The organism is Kribbella aluminosa, assembly GCF_017876295.1.
In the GTDB taxonomy this organism is placed as follows: Bacteria; Actinomycetota; Actinomycetes; order Propionibacteriales; family Kribbellaceae; genus Kribbella; species Kribbella aluminosa.
Map to the genome: position 1 here is coordinate 1,036,931 of NZ_JAGINT010000001.1, position 16,379 is coordinate 1,053,309.

A 16,379-nucleotide genomic window follows, 5' to 3' on the forward strand; every position below is an offset into this window, starting at 1 on the left:
GTGAGTGCGCTGCGCTGGTCTGTCCGGACGCTCGACCGGGCGCTCGACGGTGAGACGGTCTACCGCGAGCTGCTGGCTGCCGAGCCGGTCGCGTTCTGGCTCGACGGCAGCCTGACCGACAGGGCGCCCCGCCGCGTCTCCGTCCTCGGGACCAGCGCAGGTGCGGAGGTCATCACCCGGGACGTCGCCGACGGTGACGTCTTCGCCGAGCTGAACGAGCTGCTCTCCGAGCGAGCCGCCGAGCCGCCGCCCGAGCTCGCCGGACTGTTCTGCGGCGGCTACGTCGGGTACTTCGGCTACGAGCTGAAGGCGCTGACCGGAGGGGTGGCCGCGCACGAGGCCACGACGCCGGACGCGCTCTGGATCTGGGCAGACCGGTTCGTCGTCATCGACCACGACCGTGACCGCACGTACCTGGTCGCGCTGGACGGCGGCGACGAGTGGCTGGACCGCGCCGAGGAGGCCGCCTCGAACTGGTGGATGGGACGGGTCGACGCGCCCGCGATCGCCCGGCTCGACCTCGAGTCGCACCTGGAACAGGACCGGACGACGTACCTGGCCGGCGTCGCGCGGGTGCTCGCGGAGCTCGAGGCCGGCGAGTCGTACGAGGTCAACCTGACGAACCGCGTCCGGCTGCCCGCCGTCCCGGACCCGTTCGACTTCTTCTGCTGGCAACGCTCCGCGAACCCGGCGCCGTACGCCGCCTTCGTCCGGTACGGCGACCTCGCGGTGGCCAGCTCCTCGCCGGAGCGGTTCCTGACCGTGGACGCGGACGGGTGGGCCGAGTGCCGCCCGATCAAGGGCACCGCGCCGCGCGACGACGACCCGGTCGCGGACCAGCTCGCCGCGAAGGCGCTGGCCGAGGACGACAAGACCCGCGCCGAGAACCTGATGATCGTCGACCTGATCCGCAACGACCTCGGCCGGGTGAGCGTCCCGGGGACCGTGAGCGTGCCCCAGCTGATGCAGGTCGAGAGCTACCGCACGGTGCACCAGCTGGTGACGACTGTCCGCGGACGGCTGCGCGCCGGGGTGACCGCGGTGGACGCCGTACGGGCGTGTTTCCCGCCGGGGTCGATGACCGGGGCGCCGAAGATCCGGACGATGCGGATCATCGACGAGCTGGAGTCGAGCGCGCGCGGGGTGTACTCCGGGGCGCTCGGCTACCTGACCGTGGACGGGCGGGCGGACCTGAGCGTGGTGATCCGGACGGCGGTGCTGACCCCGGACGCGACCGTGATCGGGGCCGGGGGTGCGATCGTGCTCGACTCGGACCCGGTCGCGGAGTACGACGAAATGGTGCTGAAGGCAACGGCTGCCGTCGGCGGATCGGTTGGGGGAGCCAATGAGTGACCTGGTGGTGGCGGACTCGTTCCTGGTGGCCAACGGCAAGGTCCGGGGGCTGGACCTGCACCGGGACCGGTTCGTCAGGTCGTGTGCGGCGGCGGGGGTTGCCGCGGAACGGTTCTGGGACGAGCAGCTGGGGCGGTTGCCCGGGTTCGGGCGGTGGTTCCCGCGGTTCGAGCTCCATGCGTCCGGGGACCTCGCGGTGCAGTTGCGGCCGGCGCCGCCGACCGGGGGCCGGGTGCGGGTCGCCGTACACGAAGGGCCGGATCCGCGGACCGCGCCGCGGGTGAAGGGGCCCGACCTGGAACTGCTGGGCAAGCTGAAGGAGTCCGCACCGGACCGCGCGGACGAGATCCTGCTGCTGGACGCCGACGGGACGGTGCTCGAGGCGGCGTACTCCGCCGTCGCCTGGTGGGAGGACGACACGCTCTGCTTCCCGCCGTCCGGTCGCCCGCTCCTCCCGTCCGTCACCGCCCAGTTGCTCCGCCGGATCGCCGCCACCCAGGGCATCGAGGTCGCCGAGCACCCCATCACCCCCGACGTACTGCGGAACACCACCGAGGTCTGGCTCGTCAACGCCCTGCACGGCATCCGCCCCGTCCACGCCTGGGGCCCGTCGCCCATCGACCCGCTCCCCAACTCGCACTCCACCGAGTGGCAGACCCACCTGGAGTCTCTCGCCACCCGCCTGCCCTGACCCGCCTTGCTAAATGTGATATCAGTTTGCTACCTTTGGGCTATTCGAGAGGAGCGTGTGATGACTGATGTCGTGGTGGAGATGCCGGATCCGAAGGTGGTCGAGCGGGGCGGCTGGGAGCGGAACGGGTGGCCGTTCGTAGGACTGGCGTTCGTGCTGGCGGTGATCGGGGTGGTGGTCCTCGTCCTCGGCGCCGGGAACGGCTGGATCGTCGGGCTCGGGATCCTGGTGTTCCTGGTCGCGGTGATCGTCGCCGCCGGGCTGACCGCGGTGTCGCCGGGGCGGGCGCGGGTGCTGCAGTTCCTCGGGCAGTACGTCGGGACCGTCCGGACCACCGGTCTGCGCTGGGTGATCCCGATCGCGACCCGGCGCGAGGTGTCGACCCGGATCCGCAACCACGAGACCGCGGTCGCCAAGGTCAACGACGCCGACGGCAACCCGACCGAGATCGCCGCGGTGGTGGTCTGGCAGGTCGAGGACACCGCGCAGGCGATGTTCGAGGTGGACGACTTCGTCGAGTTTGTGGCGATCCAGACCGAGACCGCCGTCCGGCACATCGCCAACAGTTATCCGTACGACGTGCACTCCGAGGAGGACGTGCTGTCGCTGCGGGACAGCACCGACGAGATCACCGAGAAGCTGTCGGCCGAGATCGGGGCCCGGGTGCAGGCTGCTGGGGTGCGGGTGATCGAGTCCCGGATCACGCACCTGGCATACGCGCCGGAGATCGCCCAGGCGATGCTGCGTCGCCAGCAGGCGGGCGCCGTGATCGCGGCCCGGCGGCAGATCGTCGAAGGCGCGGTCGGCATGGTCGAGCTGGCGCTGGAGCGGCTGTCCGAGCACCAGGTGGTCGAGCTCGACGAGGAACGCAAGGCGACCATGGTCAGCAACCTGATGGTCGTGCTGTGCGGCGATCGGGACGCACAACCGGTCGTCAACGCCGGCTCCCTGTACCAGTAAGTCGTCGACGTGGCCGTCGAACGGAAGAAGGTCCTGCTTCGGCTGGATCCCGCGGTGCACGACGCGCTCGCCCGCTGGGCGAACGACGACCTGCGCAGCACCAACGCCCAGATCGAGTACCTGCTTCGTCGCGCCCTGGGCGACGCCGGCCGCCTTCCGGCCGGCGTGACCAAACAACGCCGCCCGGGCCGCCCGTCCAAGGAGGATGAGGATGAGTAGAGCTGTGGTGACGCCGCTACGGCGGCCGGAACGCTCGACGCCGGCCAGGCGACCTGCCCGACCACGCAAGACCGTTGCGCTCGGCAACGCAGCGGCCCCGGAATCCTTGGCTGCAAGGCTTTTCCTGCTCGCGTACGATCCGGCGCGCGGCCGGCTGACGGCTCGGTCCAAGCTGGGGAAGGTGTTGCGGGCTGCTGTGCTCGTCGACCTGCAGCTCAACGGAAACGTCGATGACGACAACGGGCGGGCCCGGGTGACCAGCGGCCCGGTGCCGCTGGATCCTGTGCTTGCGGGCGTGCTGGAGGAGCTGCGGGCGGTCGGGCCGCGGCGCTGGCGGTACTGGATCGATCGGCGGGGTGGCGCGACCGTCCGCCAGGTCCGTGACGAGCTCGCCCGCGCGCATCTGATCAAGGTGGAGCCGCATCGTGTGCTCGGCATCATTCCGGCGGATCGCATCACGCTCCGGCACGCGTTGGTACGGCGTGACGTCCTGCGGACCGCGCAGGACACGCTGCGGCCGTCGCGGTTGGTGTCCCGCGTGGACCTCCGGGACGCGGCCGTCGTCGTACTCGCGGCGACCGCGGACCTGCGTACGGTCGTCACCAAGGACCAGAGCACGCGCCACAAGGACCGCCTGGCGCAACTCGCCGTTCGCGTCGGCCCCGCCGTACCGGCCCTGAAGAAGTCTCTCCAGTCCGCCAACGCCGGCTGACCCACCACGGTGCTACGGTCCGTCACTCAACTAATGGACCGAGGAAGGGGGTGGATGGTGTTCGACGACCGGAGTCCGATCTACCTGCAGATTGCCGAGCAGATCAAGAACGACATCGTCAGCGGTGCGCTCGCTGAGGGGGAGCAGGTGATGTCGACCAACCAGTACGCCGCCTTCTACCGGATCAACCCGGCGACCGCGGCCAAGGGATTCGCGCAGCTGGTCGACGACGGCATCCTCTACAAGAAGCGTGGGATCGGGATGTTCGTCGCCGCGAACGCCCGCGACCTGCTGCGGACCGGCCGCCGCGACTCGTTCTTCGCCGAGGTGGTCGACCCGATGGTCCGGGAGGCCAAAGCGATCGGCATCCCGCTCACGGACATCGTCCAGCACCTCGGGGGTGCGGCCCGATGACCACCGCGCTGACTGTGCGCACCGAGGAGCTGTCGGTCCGGTTCGCCGGGGTGCCCGCGCTGGACCGGCTCGACCTGCGGCTGGCGCCGGGGAAGATCCACGGGCTGCTCGGCCGGAACGGCTCCGGCAAGAGCACTCTGGCCGCGACGCTGGCCGGGTTCCGCCGGCCTGACGCCGGCCGGGTGCTGATCGAAGGCGGTGACCTCGGCGCAGCTCAGGAGCCGTACGAGAACGCGATCGTCACCAGCCGGGTGGGCCTGATCCGCGAGTCCGGCGACGTACCGGACAGTGTGCCGGTGAAGCACGCGGTCAGGCTCGCGGCGGCGCTCCGCCCGTACTGGGACGCCGACCTGGCCGCCGAGCTGCTGGACCGCTTCGAGATCCCGCTGAACAAGAAGATCCAGAAGCTCTCCCGCGGTAAGAAGTCCGCGCTCGGCGTCGTGCTCGGTCTCGCCGGCCGCGCTCCGCTGACGATCTTCGACGAGAGCTACCTGGGCATGGACGTCCCGTCCCGGAACCTGTTCTACGACATGCTGCTCGCCGACTACGCCGAGGTGCCGCGCACGATCGTGCTCTCGACGCACCTGGTCAACGAGGTCAGCACGATGCTGGAGGAGGTCGTGATCCTCGACAAGGGCCGCCTGGTCACCCAGTCGCCGGTGGACGCGCTCCGCGGCCGCGGCGCCTCGATCGTCGGCCCGGCCGCGGCGGTCGACGAGTTCACCGCCGGGTTCACGGTGCTCGCGGAGGAGCGGCTGGGCGGTACGAAGTCCACCACCGTCCTCGGCGACCTCGACCCGGCCCTGCTCGGCCAGGCGACCGCGGCCGGCCTGGAAGTCGGTCCGGTCGGCCTGCAGGATCTGTTCGTCCACCTCACGGGAGCGCAGTCGTGAGTACGGCGGTGCTGCCGCGCGGAGTCACCGACACGCAGCGGCTGAAGCAGGTGGTGCTGTCGATGGCGATCGGGCTGCGGCCGATGCTGGTCGGCTACTGGGCCGTGATGGTGTTCGCGCTGTTCGTCGTCGGGCTGCTCATCCAGTTGGTGTCCGGCGGCGTCACCGCGAGTGCCTGGGACTACGGGACGCAGTCGCCGAAGTACTTCTCGATGGCGGTCGGCATCACGATCACCCCGGCGTACTTCTCGCTGCTGATCTCCCAGGGCGTCACCCGGCGGATGTTTTCGGTTGCCGCAGGCATCTATCTGACCGGCGCGGCGGTCGCCACCTCGGTGCTCTGGGTGCTGGTCTACCAGGTGGAACGCGGGTTGTACTCGTGGCAGGGCTGGCCGGACAAGCTGACCAACGCGCACCTGTTCGGCAACCCGTCGCAGGCCGGCCTGATCTTCGCGGAGTACTTCCTGATGATCCTGTCCCACGAGGTGACCGGCTGGTTGCTCGGGATCACGTTCGTCCGGCTCGGGTTCTGGCGCGGTGTGATGCTACTGCCGCTCGCGCTGCTGCCGGCCGTGGCGGCCGAGCTGCTGCTGGTCGCGCAGTGGCTCGCGGGCATCCTGAACAACGTCGGCTACCACCGTCCGCCGCTCGCCGTCGCCGTGCCGACGGTCCTCGTCGTCAGCGCCCTCGGCCTGTACGCCGGGTACCGCATCCTGCAGCCGATGGCGGTCAAACCCCCTAAGGGCTAAGGCGAGTTATGCACAGGGGGTGTGTATAACTCGGGTCGTTCCTGTGGATGGTGGTGCGATCACTGTGGACGACCCAATCTGATGTCTGGAAAAGCTTGTGCCGACCTCGCCGACGGGCGTAGAAATGTCGATACGTTGCTTCGGATCGGGGCAGCGGGTCGAACGGAAACCGAGGGCCCTCGCGGTGGGGATCCCCACCGAGGTAGACCGGTGACGGGGTCTGCCGGCCTCCACGGACCCGGCTCGGGAAGCTGGAGACGTCACTATCCTTCAGCTGTGCGGGCCCCTCCGACTCATACTCGGAGGGGCCCGCCATCTGGCCTCTACAAGAACTTCGCAGTACCGGAAACGACGAACCGGCCGGTGCGCATCCGTTCTGCACACCGGCCGGTTCGTCTCGAAAACTACTGCAGTGTGATCACCAGCGCCGTGTGCGCACCGCGCGCCGGCACCTGGACCTCCGTCCCGCGGCTGGTGGTGACGAGCTGGTACGACGCTGCGTGGCCGTTCACCGTCACGCTCCGGACCTTCGCCCCGGACGGCAGGACCGCGCCGGCCGTCAGCGCCGCGCCGATGCCCTTCGCGGTCACGTCAGTCGTCAACGCCTTACCTGCAAGGCTCGCGGACACGTCGACGGACCCGCGGCCGACCCGGATGTTGCTGCCGGCCACCTTCGGCTGACCCTGCGGGAGCTGCGGTACGACGGAGATCCGCCCGTGGCCCAGGTCCGGATCGACACCGAGCTGCTGGTGGATCACCGGCCAGAGGATGCCGTACGTACCCCAGGCCTGCAGCGCCATCGAGCGGTCGTAGAACGCCCGGCCGATGTTGGCGGGGGAGTCCGGCGACGGCGCGATCTCCGGCATCGCGCCCGGAGTCTCCCACACCGACGGGTCGAGCTGGATCCGTGCGTTGCCGGTGGTGTACACCTGCTGCTGCTTCGTGCCCAGGCGGCCGAAGTTGCCCTCCGCAACCGCCATGATCGAGGTGTTCAGGCCGAAGATGCTGCGCTCGCTCGGCACCTGCGACAGCACGCCGTCACAGGACGCGCCCGGATTGCCCTTCGGGTCCGAGGTCGGCCCGGTGCCGGTGTGGAACAGGCCGAACTCCCCGGTGTAGCAGGGCTTCTCGCGCTGGTCGAGGGCGACGTTCGCGTGCTCGGTCGAGGCGAGCGGCGATGTCCCGCCCGGGCGGGACAGTACCGCCTCCATCGGGGTCACGCCGATCCAGTGCCGCTGGAAGATCGGGGTGTTGTCGTTCGCCGGGTTGGCCGGGTCGTCGATCGAGTCGGCGTACCCCATCGCCTTCGGCACCCACCACTGCGCCTCGAAGCGGGACTCCAGGTCGTTCGCGCGGCTGGTCGCCCACTGCTGGATCTTCGTGTCGTGCTTGGACGCGGCCAGGTCGGCGAGGTCGCGCAGACCGCGCATGAGGTAGACCGCGTTGTCGAGCTTCTCCACGCCCATCCCGGACCGCTCGACGTTCCCGAGACCCTCGGGCCAGCCGTCGCCGTCCTTGTCGAGGTTCTTGTAGACGTACTGCAGGTTCCGGACGCTGAAGTCGTACATCTCGTCGCGGAACTTGTTGTCGCCGGTCCACCGCCAGAGCAGCGCGACCGTGCTCGGGAACTTCACCGTCTCGTCGGTGTTGCCCGCGCTCTGGTTCGAGCCGAAGTACACGTCGCCGGTCGGCGTCACCTCGTGCGCGACCTTGCCGCTGCGGTTATTCAGGATGTCGCTGACGTCGCGGAGCGCGCGCAGGTGCTGCTTCACGGTGTCGAACTGACCGGCCGCGACGGCCGCGAAAGCGGTGTACTCGCCGTCGGTCGCGAACAGCCACGGATAGTCCGGGAAGCCGGCCCCGAACCAGCGGGCCGTCGGCACGGACCCGAGCGGCGCCGGGTAGTCCTTGCCCTCGTTCACGTCCCGGATCTGCAGATTGTTCGCCTGCTGCACCGAGTCGGCCAGGTTCTGCTTGCTCCACTCGACGCTCTGCTGCAGCAGCCGGTCACCAGGAAGGTCCACTGCGGACTGCGCGTCGAGCTGCTGCCGCGCCGCGGTCTTTGCCCGGAGCAACATGTCCGGGTTGCGCAAGGCGTTTCGGAACTCGTTTTCCGCGGCCTTGCTGCCCTGGTCCGATCCGGCCACGGCGAACCAGATCGTCTTCTGCTCGCCGGCCTTCAGCGGTACGTCGTACGTCAGCCCGCCGCCGGTGCCCTTACCGGTGAGCGAGTCGTCGCACCGCGCGGGCGTCGTACCGTCCTTCGGGCAGATCACCGCCGGGCTCTGCGGACCGCGGTGGTCCGGGCCGAGCTCGTGGCCCGTCGGACGCAGGGACGATCCGACGAAGGCGGCGAAGTCGTGCGGCTTCGCGTTCGGGTACGACGGGGTGCCCTGCTCGCGGAACCGCAGCGAGCCATCGACGAAGGCACCGGTGTCCGGCAGGTTGGCGTCGATCGCGGTCGGGGCGGTCCAGTCCCACGGGTACGGCTGCATCAGCTCGGAGTGCGCGTCGACGTTCAGCTTGACCGTCTTCGCCGTACTCGAGCTCAACGTCAGGCCGACCAGCGTGGCGCGGATCCCGTCGGGGACGAAGTCGGTACGGCGGACGTTCACGGAGCCGGAGTAGTCGATCCGGCTGTAGCCGTGTCCGCTGGTGTACTTCGCGGCCGGCACCTGCTTGCCGAGCCAGTTCCCGTCGAGGCCGAACCAGATGCCGTCCAGGAGCTTGATCGGCTGCGTCCAGAAGCCGCCCATCTCGCCGCGGACGTGCCAGCCGGCCGCGGGGTAGAGGCCGGACTCGTCGCCCATCGCGTACGCGCGATCGCCGACCACGAGTGAACGCCGGTCCGCAAGCCTTGTGGTCTCGGAGAGCTCGGACGGGGCCGACGCTGTCGTCGCGGCGGACGAGGCGGCGCTGGACGGGCCGGTTGTGGACGGGCCGGCCAGGGCCGACGCTGAGCCGGCGAGGACGGTCGCGGTTGCGAGCAGCACGATGCCGACGGAGCGTCGTACCGGCCCTCGCCTGTGCGGGGGTGAGCTACTTCGGGTCGGATGGGGAGTCATGGCGGTTCCTCCTTCGCGGCGCCCGGGGGAAGCGCCGGAATCAGCCAGGGGCGGAGCTGCCCCTGATCACCAGTTCGGGCAGCAGCAGGCGTTCGGCCGGCGAGCCGTCGCCGGGGCTGCCGGTGAGGATCGTGATCAGCTCCTCGGCGATCCGTTCCATCGGTTGCCGGAGGCTGGTCAGGCCCGGGGAGACGACCTCCGCGAGCGGCGAGTCGTCGTACCCGACGACGCCGACGTCGGCGCCGGGGGTGAGCCCGCGGGCAGTCAGTTCGCGAAGCGCGCCGAGCGCGAGAACGTCGCTCAGGGCAACGATCCCGTCGAACCCGCGACCGGAGTCGAGCAGCCGCGCGGTGCCGCGGGCGCCCTCCTCGATACTGTCGGCGCGGCAACGGACGGCCAGGCCGGTGGTCGGTACGCCGAGGCTCTTGCAGGCGGTACGCCAGCCGGCCAGCCGGTCCTCGGCGAGCCCGGACGACTTCGGCCAGCCCAGGAAGGCGATCCGGCGGCGGCCGGTGTCGTACAGGTGCCGGACCGCGATCGCGGAACCGGTCGCACCGTCGACGTCCACCCACGGGCCGGGCTGCATGGTCTGCTTCCACACCCGGCCGAAGCTCACGAACGGGATGCCCTGCTGCTTCAGCCAGCCGTGCCGCGGGTCGTGCGTCTCGGTCTGCGACAGTACGAACCCGTCGACCATCCGGCGGGCGTGCAGATCGTCGTACGTCGGCATGCCGTCGACGCCGGGCGGCGCGGTGAACAGCAGGATGTGCCGGCCGGTCCGTTCGGCGGCGGCGCAGAGGGCGTGCAGGAACTGGTCCATCACCAGGTGTGTCTGGTCCGGCCAGCTCGGCACGCAGTACCCGATCAGCTCGACCGCGCTGGTGCGCAGGCTGCGCGCGTTACGATTGGGGCGGTAGTTGAGGAGTTCGATCGAGCGGTTCACCCGTTCGAGGGTGTCGGCGCGCAGCCGGTGCGGGGCGTTGAGAGCGTTCGACACCGTTTGGACGGACACCTCGGCGTGAGCAGCCACCTGCTTCAACGTAGCCAAGGCGCCCTCCCGCAGGTTTGAACGTTCAAATCACCCGCAGTCTCTCCCCAGCCCTGTCCTGCTGTCAACGGTTCAGAGCGCGGGCGGCCCTTGCCGGACGATCCCCAGCGTGTCCGCGACAGGCCCCGGCGCGATCCACCTCCCCCACCACGCGGCCCCCGCCGCGGCAAACGCCGCCGGATCCCCGCCACTCACCTTCACCTCGATCTCCCGCCCGGCCCGCAACCGCCGTACATCATCCGGCGTGACCTCCTGCGGAGCGCCCGTATTCCCTTTGTACGCACACGATCCACCCCACCGCCAAACCCTCCGTCGTACCGCGGGAACCAGCATGTTGCCACCCACCCAGATCGGCACCCGAGGCCGCTGCACCGCCCGCGCCGCCAGCCGCACGTTGTCCAACGTGTAGTACTTCCCGCTGAAACTGACCGCCTCACCGCTCCACAACCGCTCAATGACCTCCAGCCCTTCATCAAGCATCTCGGCCAGCACCCGCGCACTCCGCCGCTCCATGAACGGATCCCCGGGATCACCGCTCCCGACCCCGAGGATCATCCGCCCGTCCGACAACTGATCCAGCGCCACGACCTCGGCCGCCACCTTCCACGGATGCCTGCGCGGCAGCGGCGTCACCGTCGTACCGATCCGGATCCGCTCGGTGGCCGTCGCGATCGCCGCCAGGCAGACCCACGGGTCGTACGTCGGCAGGCTCGCATCCCCCTGGTAGACGAGGTAGTCCTCCAGGAACAACCCGTCCCAGCCGGAGCCCTCCACCACCCGCGCCAACTCCGCCAACCCCCGCGGGTCCCGCCCCAGGCCCGCCGCCCCGACCGTCACCGAGAACTTCATGTCCCGCACGCTACGACGCGCCACCGACAGGCCGGAGCGGATCTCCAGGCCATCACAATTGCGGCCTTCGGTTGTGGTCTCCGCGGGACGGGCGGCTGGCGGCTCGATTGTGATGGCCTGGGGGTCCGGGGTCAGGCGGTGTGGCCGCCTGCGATGGTTAGTTCGGTGCCGGTGATGTAGGCGGCTTGGGGGCCGGCCAGGTAGGTGATGGCGGCGGCTACTTCGGCGGGGGTGCCGAAGCGGGGGAGGGCCAGGTTGGTGAGTTGGGGTTCGGCCGAGGGGGCGTCGGCGGGGTTCATGTCGGTGTCGATGGGGCCGGGCTGGACGACGTTCGAGGTGATGGCGCGCGGGCCGAGTTCGCGGGCGAGCGCCTTGCTGAGGCCCGTCAGTGCCGACTTGCTCATCGCGTACAGCGTCATACCGGCGAAGGGAACCCGCTCGGCGACGCAGCTGCCCAGGTGGATCAGGCGTGCTCCGTCGGCGAGCAGCGGTACGGCGGCCTGCGTGGTCGCGTACACGCCGCGGACGTTCACCGCCAGCACCCGGTCGATGTCCGCGGCCGCGAGCTCACCGATCGGTGCGATCGCCCCGACGCCCGCGTTGTTGACCAGAATGTCCAACCCACCAAGGGCTTCCGCGGCCAGCCGTACGCCGTCCGCCGCTGCCACCACGTCACCCGCGTCGACCGCGAACGCGAACCCGCGCCGCCCGAGCCCCTCGATCTCCTTCACCACCGTCGCCGCGGCGTCCGCGGACGTGCTGTACGTGATCGCGACATCGGCCCCGCGCTCCGCCAGCGCGACGGCGGTCGCCGCGCCGATCCCGCGGCTGCCGCCGGTCACCAGTGCCTTCTTGCCAAGTAGTTCGTTCATGTTTCAATCTCACCTCCCCGCGCTCCGCGAAGCTGGCGAGAATCCGACACCGGATCCTGGCGTCGCATAACCGCGGATGCCGGTCCCACCTCCACGTCGTAAATCCGCTAGTGATTGTCGGTGGCGGCAGGGATGCTGGACAGCGTGTACGAATGCAGGGAGCGATGCGTCCGCGCGGTCCAGTCGAAGGACGCCCGGTTCGACGGGTGGTTCTTCACGGCGGTGCTGACCACGAAGATCTACTGCCGGCCGAGCTGTCCGGTGGTGCCGCCGAAGGTCGAGAACATGCGGTTCTACCCGAGCGCGGCCGCCGCCCAGCAGGCCGGGTTCCGCGCCTGCAAGCGGTGCCGGCCGGACGCCAGCCCGGGATCGCCGGAGTGGAACGACCGCGCCGACCTGGTCGCCCGGGCGATGCGCCTGATCGCGGACGGCGTCGTCGACCGTGACGGCGTACCGGGGCTGGCCACCCGGCTCGGGTACAGCGTGCGGCAGGTGCAGCGGCAACTACTCGCCGAGCTCGGCGCCGGGCCGCTCGCGCTCGCCCGCGCGCAGCGTGCGCAGACCGCGCGGCTGCTGATCGAGACGAGCGAGCTGCAGATGGCGGACGTCGCCTTCGCCGCCGGGTTCTCGAGCGTACGGACGTTCAACGAGACCGTGCAGGAGGTCTTCGCGCTCGCCCCGACGGACCTCCGTCGCCGAGCCCGCAGAGGTACGTCGGCCACCGCGCCCGGCACGATCTCGCTGCGGCTCCCGTTCCGCGCACCGCTGACGCCCGACAACCTGTTCGGCCACCTGATCGCGACCGGCGTACCGGGAGTGGAGGAGTGGCGCGACGGGCACTACCGCCGTACGCTCCGGCTCCCGCACGGTCACGGTGTCGTCGCGCTCCGGCCGATGCCGGACCACATCGCCTGCCAGCTCTCGCTGACCGACCAGCGGGACCTCGCGATCGCGATCAGCCGCTGCCGCCGGATGCTCGACCTGGACGCGGACCCGGTCGCCGTCGACGACCTGCTCAGTACCGATCCCGTGCTCGCGCCACTGATCGCGAAGGCGCCGGGGCCGGCGCGTTCCGCACACGGTCGACGGCGAGGAGTTCGCCGTCCGCGCGGTCCTCGGTCAGCAGGTGTCGACCGCAGCCGCTCGCACGCACGCGCATCGCCTGGTCCTGCAGCACGGCGAGCCGATCGAGGATCCGGGCGGCGGGCTCACGCATCTGTTCCCGACGATGCAGGCGCTGGCCGGGCTGGACCCGGAGGCGCTGGCGTTCCCAAAGACCCGACGTACGACGCTCACTACGCTGATCGGCACGCTCGCGAACGGCGACATCGACCTGAGCGCCGGCGCCGACTGGGATCGGGCCCGCGAGCAACTGACCGCACTCCCCGGGATCGGGCCGTGGACGGTGGAGTCGATCGCGATGCGCGCGCTGGGTGACCCGGACGCCTTTGTGGCCAGCGATCTAGGTATCCGTTACGCCGCGCGTGATCTAGGCTTGCCCGAGGCCCCCAAACCACTGACCGACCACGCTCGCGCGTGGCGGCCTTGGCGTGCGTACGCGGTGCAGTACCTGTGGGCCACCGGCGACCATGCGATCAACAAGATCCCAGTGGAGTGATGGATGACCGAGCTGTCCACAGACCGTCTGCTGCTGCGCCAGTGGCGGGATTCCGACCGGGATCCGTACGCCGCGCTGAATGCGGATCCGGCGGTGATGGAGCATTTCCCGGCGCTGCAGACGCGGGAGCAGAGCGACGGGCTGATCGACCGGAACATTCCGCTGATCGACGAGCGCGGCTGGGGGCTGTGGGCGCTGGAGGTGCGGGAGACCGGCGAGTTCATCGGGTTCACCGGGCTGTCGGTGCCGAGCTTCCAGGCGCCCTTCATGACAGCGGACAGCAGCCTGCCGGCCGTCGAGATCGGCTGGCGGCTCGCGAAGGGGGCCTGGGGCAACGGCTATGCGAGTGAGGCGGCGCGGGCCGCGCTCGGGCACGGGTTCGGGCCGGGCGGGCTGGACGAGATCGTGTCGTTCACCGCGACCACGAACGTGCCGTCGCAGCGGGTGATGCAGCGGATCGGCATGGTGCACGACGAGGCCGGCGACTTCGACCACCCGCGGATCGAGGACGGGCACCGGCTGAAGCGGCACGTGCTCTACCGGATCGACCGCGCGCAGTGGGAGTCCACCCGGTGACGTACGCCGTCGTCGACAGCCCGCTCGGTCCGCTCACGCTCGTGGGGACCGATGCGGGTGAGTTGACGGGGCTGTACCTGGATCGGCAGCGGTACCGCCCGGACGAGGCGACGTTCGGCGACCGCGACGACACGATCCTGCCCGCGGTCGCGGAGCAGCTGGACGAATACTTCCACCACGGGCGGAGCACGTTCGACGTACCGCTGCGTCTTGCCGGTACGGCGTTCCAGCGGCAGATCTGGTCTGCCCTGCAGGACATCCCGTACGGCGAGACAACGACGTACGGCGGGCTGGCTGCCGCGCTCGGGCTGAAGCCCCAGTCGGCGCGGGCGGTCGGGCTGGCGAACGGGAAGAACCCGATCAGCATCATCGTCCCGTGCCACCGGCTGGTCGGGTCGACCGGGAGCCTGACCGGGTACGGCGGGGGCATCGAGCGGAAGCGCGCGCTGCTCGATCACGAACGCGGGGACGCCTTGTTCTAAACGGCGGACGCCAGCCACTCACCAACCCGAGCGCTCTCGGTGCGCTCACGCTCGCTGAAGGCGGTAGCCCCGGTTGCAAGGGACGTTGGTGAGTGCTGGCGGTCCGTCACCTGGGGGTGTTCACGGTGTCGTCGAGTCGTTCGGCGGCCGGGGCGTCGGTGACTGCTGCTGGTTTGCGGGTGAGGCGGCGGGCGATGGGTTCTGTGTAGCGGGCGGCTACCGGGCCGAGGATGACCAGGATCAGGACGTAGGCCGTCGCGAGTGGGCCGAGTTTCGGCTCGACGCCGACCGCCAACCCGGCGATCACGATCGAGAACTCACCGCGCGCGACCAGCGTCCCACCGGCCCGCCAGCGCCCCGCGCGGGAGATGCCCGCGCGCCGGGCGGCGAACCACCCGGTCGCGATCTTCGTCAGCATCGTCAGTACGGCGAGGCCGAACGCGACCGCGAGTACCGGCGGGATCTTCCGCGGATCCGTGCTCAACCCGAAGAACACGAAGAACACCGCCGCGAACAGGTCCCGCAACGGACTCAGCAGGTTCCGCGCGCCGTGCGCGACCTCGCCCGACAACGCGATCCCGACCAGGAACGCCCCGACCGCCGCCGACACCTGCAACTGCTGGGCGATACCCGCGACGAGCAGTGTCAGTCCGAGTACGACGAGCAGCAGCATCTCCGGGTTGTCCGACGACACCGCCCGGCTGATCACCCGCCCGTACCGCAGCGCGATGAACAGTACGACGCTCACCGTCCCGAGCGAGATCAGCAACGTGATACTCCCGCCGGCCAGCCCCACGCCCGCGAGCAGCGCGGTCAGGATCGGCAGGTAGACCGCCATCGACAGGTCCTCGAGCACCAGAATCCCCAGCACCACAGGCGTTTCGCGATTACCCAGCCGCCCGAGATCGCCGACCACCTTCGCGATCACCCCGGACGACGAGATCCACGTGACACCGGCAAGCGCGACCGCCGCCACCGGACCCCACCCGAGCAGCAACGCCACAGCCGCACCGGGCAACGCGTTCAGCAGGAAGTCGACCGCTCCCGACACGTACTGCGTCTTCAATGTGCCGACCAGATCGGACGCCGTGTACTCGAGACCGAGCAGCAACAGCAGCAGGATGACGCCGATCTCGGCGCCGGTGGCGACGAACTCCTCGCTCGCGGCCAGCGGCAGGATCCCGCCGTGCCCGAACGCCAGCCCGGCCAGCAGGTACAGCGGAATCGGGGAGAATCCGAGCCGCCCGGCGATCCGCCCGAGCACCCCCAGGGCAAGGATGACCGCGCCGAGCTCGATCAGCAGCGCGGTGATGTTCTCGTGCATGGTCAGCCCCCCGCGATCAGATCGGCCACCGCGTCCACGCCCTCACGAGTGCCGACCACGACGAGCGTGTCCCCGATCGCGAACCGGAAGTCCGGCGTCGGCGACGGGGTCGCCCCGATCCGCCGCAGGACGGCCACGATCGAGGCACCGGTACGGCTGCGGGCCTGGGTGTCGCCGAGCGTCCGCCCGGAGTACGGCGACTTGGCCGTGACCGGGATGTGCTCGGTGACCAGGTCGATCTCGATCTCACCGCGGACCGGGTCGATCCGCTCCGGGAGCAGCAGTTGCGCGAGTGCCGCCGCCTCGCCCTGGCCTAAGGGGACCGACGCCTGGCACTCGTCGTCGTCCTCCGGTTTGTGGAACCCGAGGAACCGGCGGCCGTCGTTGTGCGCCACGACCGAGACGTGTTTTCCGGACTCGGTGACCAGGTCGTACCGGAGACCGATGCCGGGCAGCGTCGTCTTCGTCGGGTGGGCCTGGGCGTCCATGAGGTACTCCGAATCCATTGGTCGTTAATACAAGGCGTCTGCAATCAATTCTCTCAAACCGGACAA

General features: G+C 70.1%; 17 protein-coding genes. 11 read left to right on the forward strand and 6 right to left on the reverse strand.

Annotation, left to right across the window (positions count from 1 at the left end; translation table 11 throughout):
* Genes pabB through JOF29_RS05175 form a run of 8 tightly spaced genes read left to right on the forward strand, consistent with a single transcriptional unit; the run spans position 1 to position 5,991 of the window.
* Complete coding sequence (pabB, locus tag JOF29_RS05140; RefSeq protein WP_209693083.1) at positions 1–1,353, forward strand: aminodeoxychorismate synthase component I; 1,353 nt, start codon at positions 1–3, stop codon at positions 1,351–1,353.
* Positions 1,346–2,044, forward strand: coding sequence for an aminotransferase class IV (locus JOF29_RS05145; protein WP_209693084.1), 699 nt, complete (start codon positions 1,346–1,348; stop codon positions 2,042–2,044). The genes pabB and JOF29_RS05145 overlap by 8 nt, the downstream gene beginning before the upstream one ends.
* A gap of 60 nt (positions 2,045–2,104) precedes the next feature.
* Complete coding sequence (locus JOF29_RS05150) at positions 2,105–3,004, forward strand: SPFH domain-containing protein (RefSeq protein WP_209693085.1); 900 nt, start codon at positions 2,105–2,107, stop codon at positions 3,002–3,004.
* A 9-nt stretch (positions 3,005–3,013) separates the two neighbouring features.
* Positions 3,014–3,223 (forward strand): type II toxin-antitoxin system antitoxin, encoded by a 210-nt coding sequence (locus JOF29_RS05155; protein ID WP_209693086.1) that lies wholly within the window; start codon positions 3,014–3,016, stop codon positions 3,221–3,223.
* Positions 3,216–3,935: a GOLPH3/VPS74 family protein gene (locus JOF29_RS05160; RefSeq protein WP_209693087.1), complete on the forward strand. Its 720-nt coding sequence runs from the start codon at positions 3,216–3,218 to the stop codon at positions 3,933–3,935. Before JOF29_RS05155 ends, JOF29_RS05160 begins: the two co-directional genes overlap by 8 nt.
* Positions 3,936–3,989: 54 nt before the next feature.
* Positions 3,990–4,349 (forward strand): GntR family transcriptional regulator, encoded by a 360-nt coding sequence (locus JOF29_RS05165; RefSeq protein ID WP_245357451.1) that lies wholly within the window; start codon positions 3,990–3,992, stop codon positions 4,347–4,349.
* The gene (locus JOF29_RS05170) at positions 4,346–5,242 is read left to right on the forward strand and encodes an ATP-binding cassette domain-containing protein (RefSeq protein WP_209693088.1); all 897 of its coding nucleotides are present in this window, start codon (positions 4,346–4,348) and stop codon (positions 5,240–5,242) included. The genes JOF29_RS05165 and JOF29_RS05170 overlap by 4 nt, the downstream gene beginning before the upstream one ends.
* The gene (locus JOF29_RS05175) at positions 5,239–5,991 is read left to right on the forward strand and encodes a hypothetical protein (RefSeq protein WP_209693089.1); all 753 of its coding nucleotides are present in this window, start codon (positions 5,239–5,241) and stop codon (positions 5,989–5,991) included. Before JOF29_RS05170 ends, JOF29_RS05175 begins: the two co-directional genes overlap by 4 nt.
* Positions 5,992–6,395: 404 nt before the next feature.
* Here JOF29_RS05175 and JOF29_RS05180 read toward each other — a convergent pair whose 3' ends face one another.
* From JOF29_RS05180 to JOF29_RS05195, 4 genes are all read right to left on the reverse strand, one after another.
* Positions 6,396–8,984, reverse strand: a complete 2,589-nt coding sequence (locus JOF29_RS05180) for a glucosidase family protein (RefSeq protein ID WP_307863154.1) — start codon at positions 8,982–8,984, stop codon at positions 6,396–6,398.
* 112 nt (positions 8,985–9,096) lie between these two features.
* Positions 9,097–10,104, reverse strand: a complete 1,008-nt coding sequence (locus tag JOF29_RS05185) for a LacI family DNA-binding transcriptional regulator (protein ID WP_209693090.1) — start codon at positions 10,102–10,104, stop codon at positions 9,097–9,099.
* 72 nt (positions 10,105–10,176) lie between these two features.
* Positions 10,177–10,953, reverse strand: coding sequence for an LLM class flavin-dependent oxidoreductase (locus JOF29_RS05190; RefSeq protein ID WP_209693091.1), 777 nt, complete (start codon positions 10,951–10,953; stop codon positions 10,177–10,179).
* A 131-nt stretch (positions 10,954–11,084) separates the two neighbouring features.
* On the reverse strand, positions 11,085–11,825 hold the full coding sequence (locus JOF29_RS05195; RefSeq protein ID WP_209693092.1) for an SDR family oxidoreductase: 741 nt from the start codon (positions 11,823–11,825) through the stop codon (positions 11,085–11,087).
* Positions 11,826–11,969: 144 nt separating this feature from the next.
* Here JOF29_RS05195 and JOF29_RS05200 point away from each other — a divergent pair, with 144 nt between their 5' ends.
* From JOF29_RS05200 to JOF29_RS05210, 3 genes are all read left to right on the forward strand, one after another.
* Positions 11,970–13,262, forward strand: a complete 1,293-nt coding sequence (locus JOF29_RS05200; protein WP_307863155.1) for a bifunctional transcriptional activator/DNA repair enzyme AdaA — start codon at positions 11,970–11,972, stop codon at positions 13,260–13,262.
* A 184-nt stretch (positions 13,263–13,446) separates the two neighbouring features.
* Positions 13,447–14,019 (forward strand): GNAT family N-acetyltransferase, encoded by a 573-nt coding sequence (locus JOF29_RS05205; protein ID WP_209693093.1) that lies wholly within the window; start codon positions 13,447–13,449, stop codon positions 14,017–14,019.
* The gene (locus JOF29_RS05210; RefSeq protein WP_307863156.1) at positions 14,016–14,501 is read left to right on the forward strand and encodes a methylated-DNA--[protein]-cysteine S-methyltransferase; all 486 of its coding nucleotides are present in this window, start codon (positions 14,016–14,018) and stop codon (positions 14,499–14,501) included. The genes JOF29_RS05205 and JOF29_RS05210 overlap by 4 nt, the downstream gene beginning before the upstream one ends.
* A 106-nt stretch (positions 14,502–14,607) precedes the next feature.
* Here JOF29_RS05210 and JOF29_RS05215 read toward each other — a convergent pair whose 3' ends face one another.
* Positions 14,608–15,825, reverse strand: coding sequence for a cation:proton antiporter (locus tag JOF29_RS05215; RefSeq protein ID WP_209693095.1), 1,218 nt, complete (start codon positions 15,823–15,825; stop codon positions 14,608–14,610).
* 2 nt (positions 15,826–15,827) lie between these two features.
* Entirely contained in the window at positions 15,828–16,331 is a 504-nt protein-coding gene (locus tag JOF29_RS05220; RefSeq protein ID WP_245357452.1) for a cation:proton antiporter regulatory subunit, read from the reverse strand.
* Positions 16,332–16,379 lie beyond the last annotated feature (48 nt).

What these genes read in the sequence shown, in the direction of transcription:
- JOF29_RS05145 (WP_209693084.1), top strand. Translation starts at nt 1,346, where the DNA reads ATGAGTGACCTGGTGGTGGCGGACTCGTTCCTGGTGGCCAACGGCAAG.
- JOF29_RS05195 (WP_209693092.1), bottom strand. Translation starts at nt 11,825, where the DNA reads ATGAACGAACTACTTGGCAAGAAGGCACTGGTGACCGGCGGCAGCCGC.
- JOF29_RS05160 (WP_209693087.1), top strand. Translation starts at nt 3,216, where the DNA reads ATGAGTAGAGCTGTGGTGACGCCGCTACGGCGGCCGGAACGCTCGACG.
- JOF29_RS05150 (WP_209693085.1), top strand. Translation starts at nt 2,105, where the DNA reads ATGACTGATGTCGTGGTGGAGATGCCGGATCCGAAGGTGGTCGAGCGG.
- JOF29_RS05220 (WP_245357452.1), bottom strand. Translation starts at nt 16,331, where the DNA reads ATGGATTCGGAGTACCTCATGGACGCCCAGGCCCACCCGACGAAGACG.
- JOF29_RS05205 (WP_209693093.1), top strand. Translation starts at nt 13,447, where the DNA reads ATGACCGAGCTGTCCACAGACCGTCTGCTGCTGCGCCAGTGGCGGGAT.
- JOF29_RS05165 (WP_245357451.1), top strand. Translation starts at nt 3,990, where the DNA reads ATGGTGTTCGACGACCGGAGTCCGATCTACCTGCAGATTGCCGAGCAG.
- JOF29_RS05170 (WP_209693088.1), top strand. Translation starts at nt 4,346, where the DNA reads ATGACCACCGCGCTGACTGTGCGCACCGAGGAGCTGTCGGTCCGGTTC.
- JOF29_RS05215 (WP_209693095.1), bottom strand. Translation starts at nt 15,825, where the DNA reads ATGCACGAGAACATCACCGCGCTGCTGATCGAGCTCGGCGCGGTCATC.
- JOF29_RS05190 (WP_209693091.1), bottom strand. Translation starts at nt 10,953, where the DNA reads ATGAAGTTCTCGGTGACGGTCGGGGCGGCGGGCCTGGGGCGGGACCCG.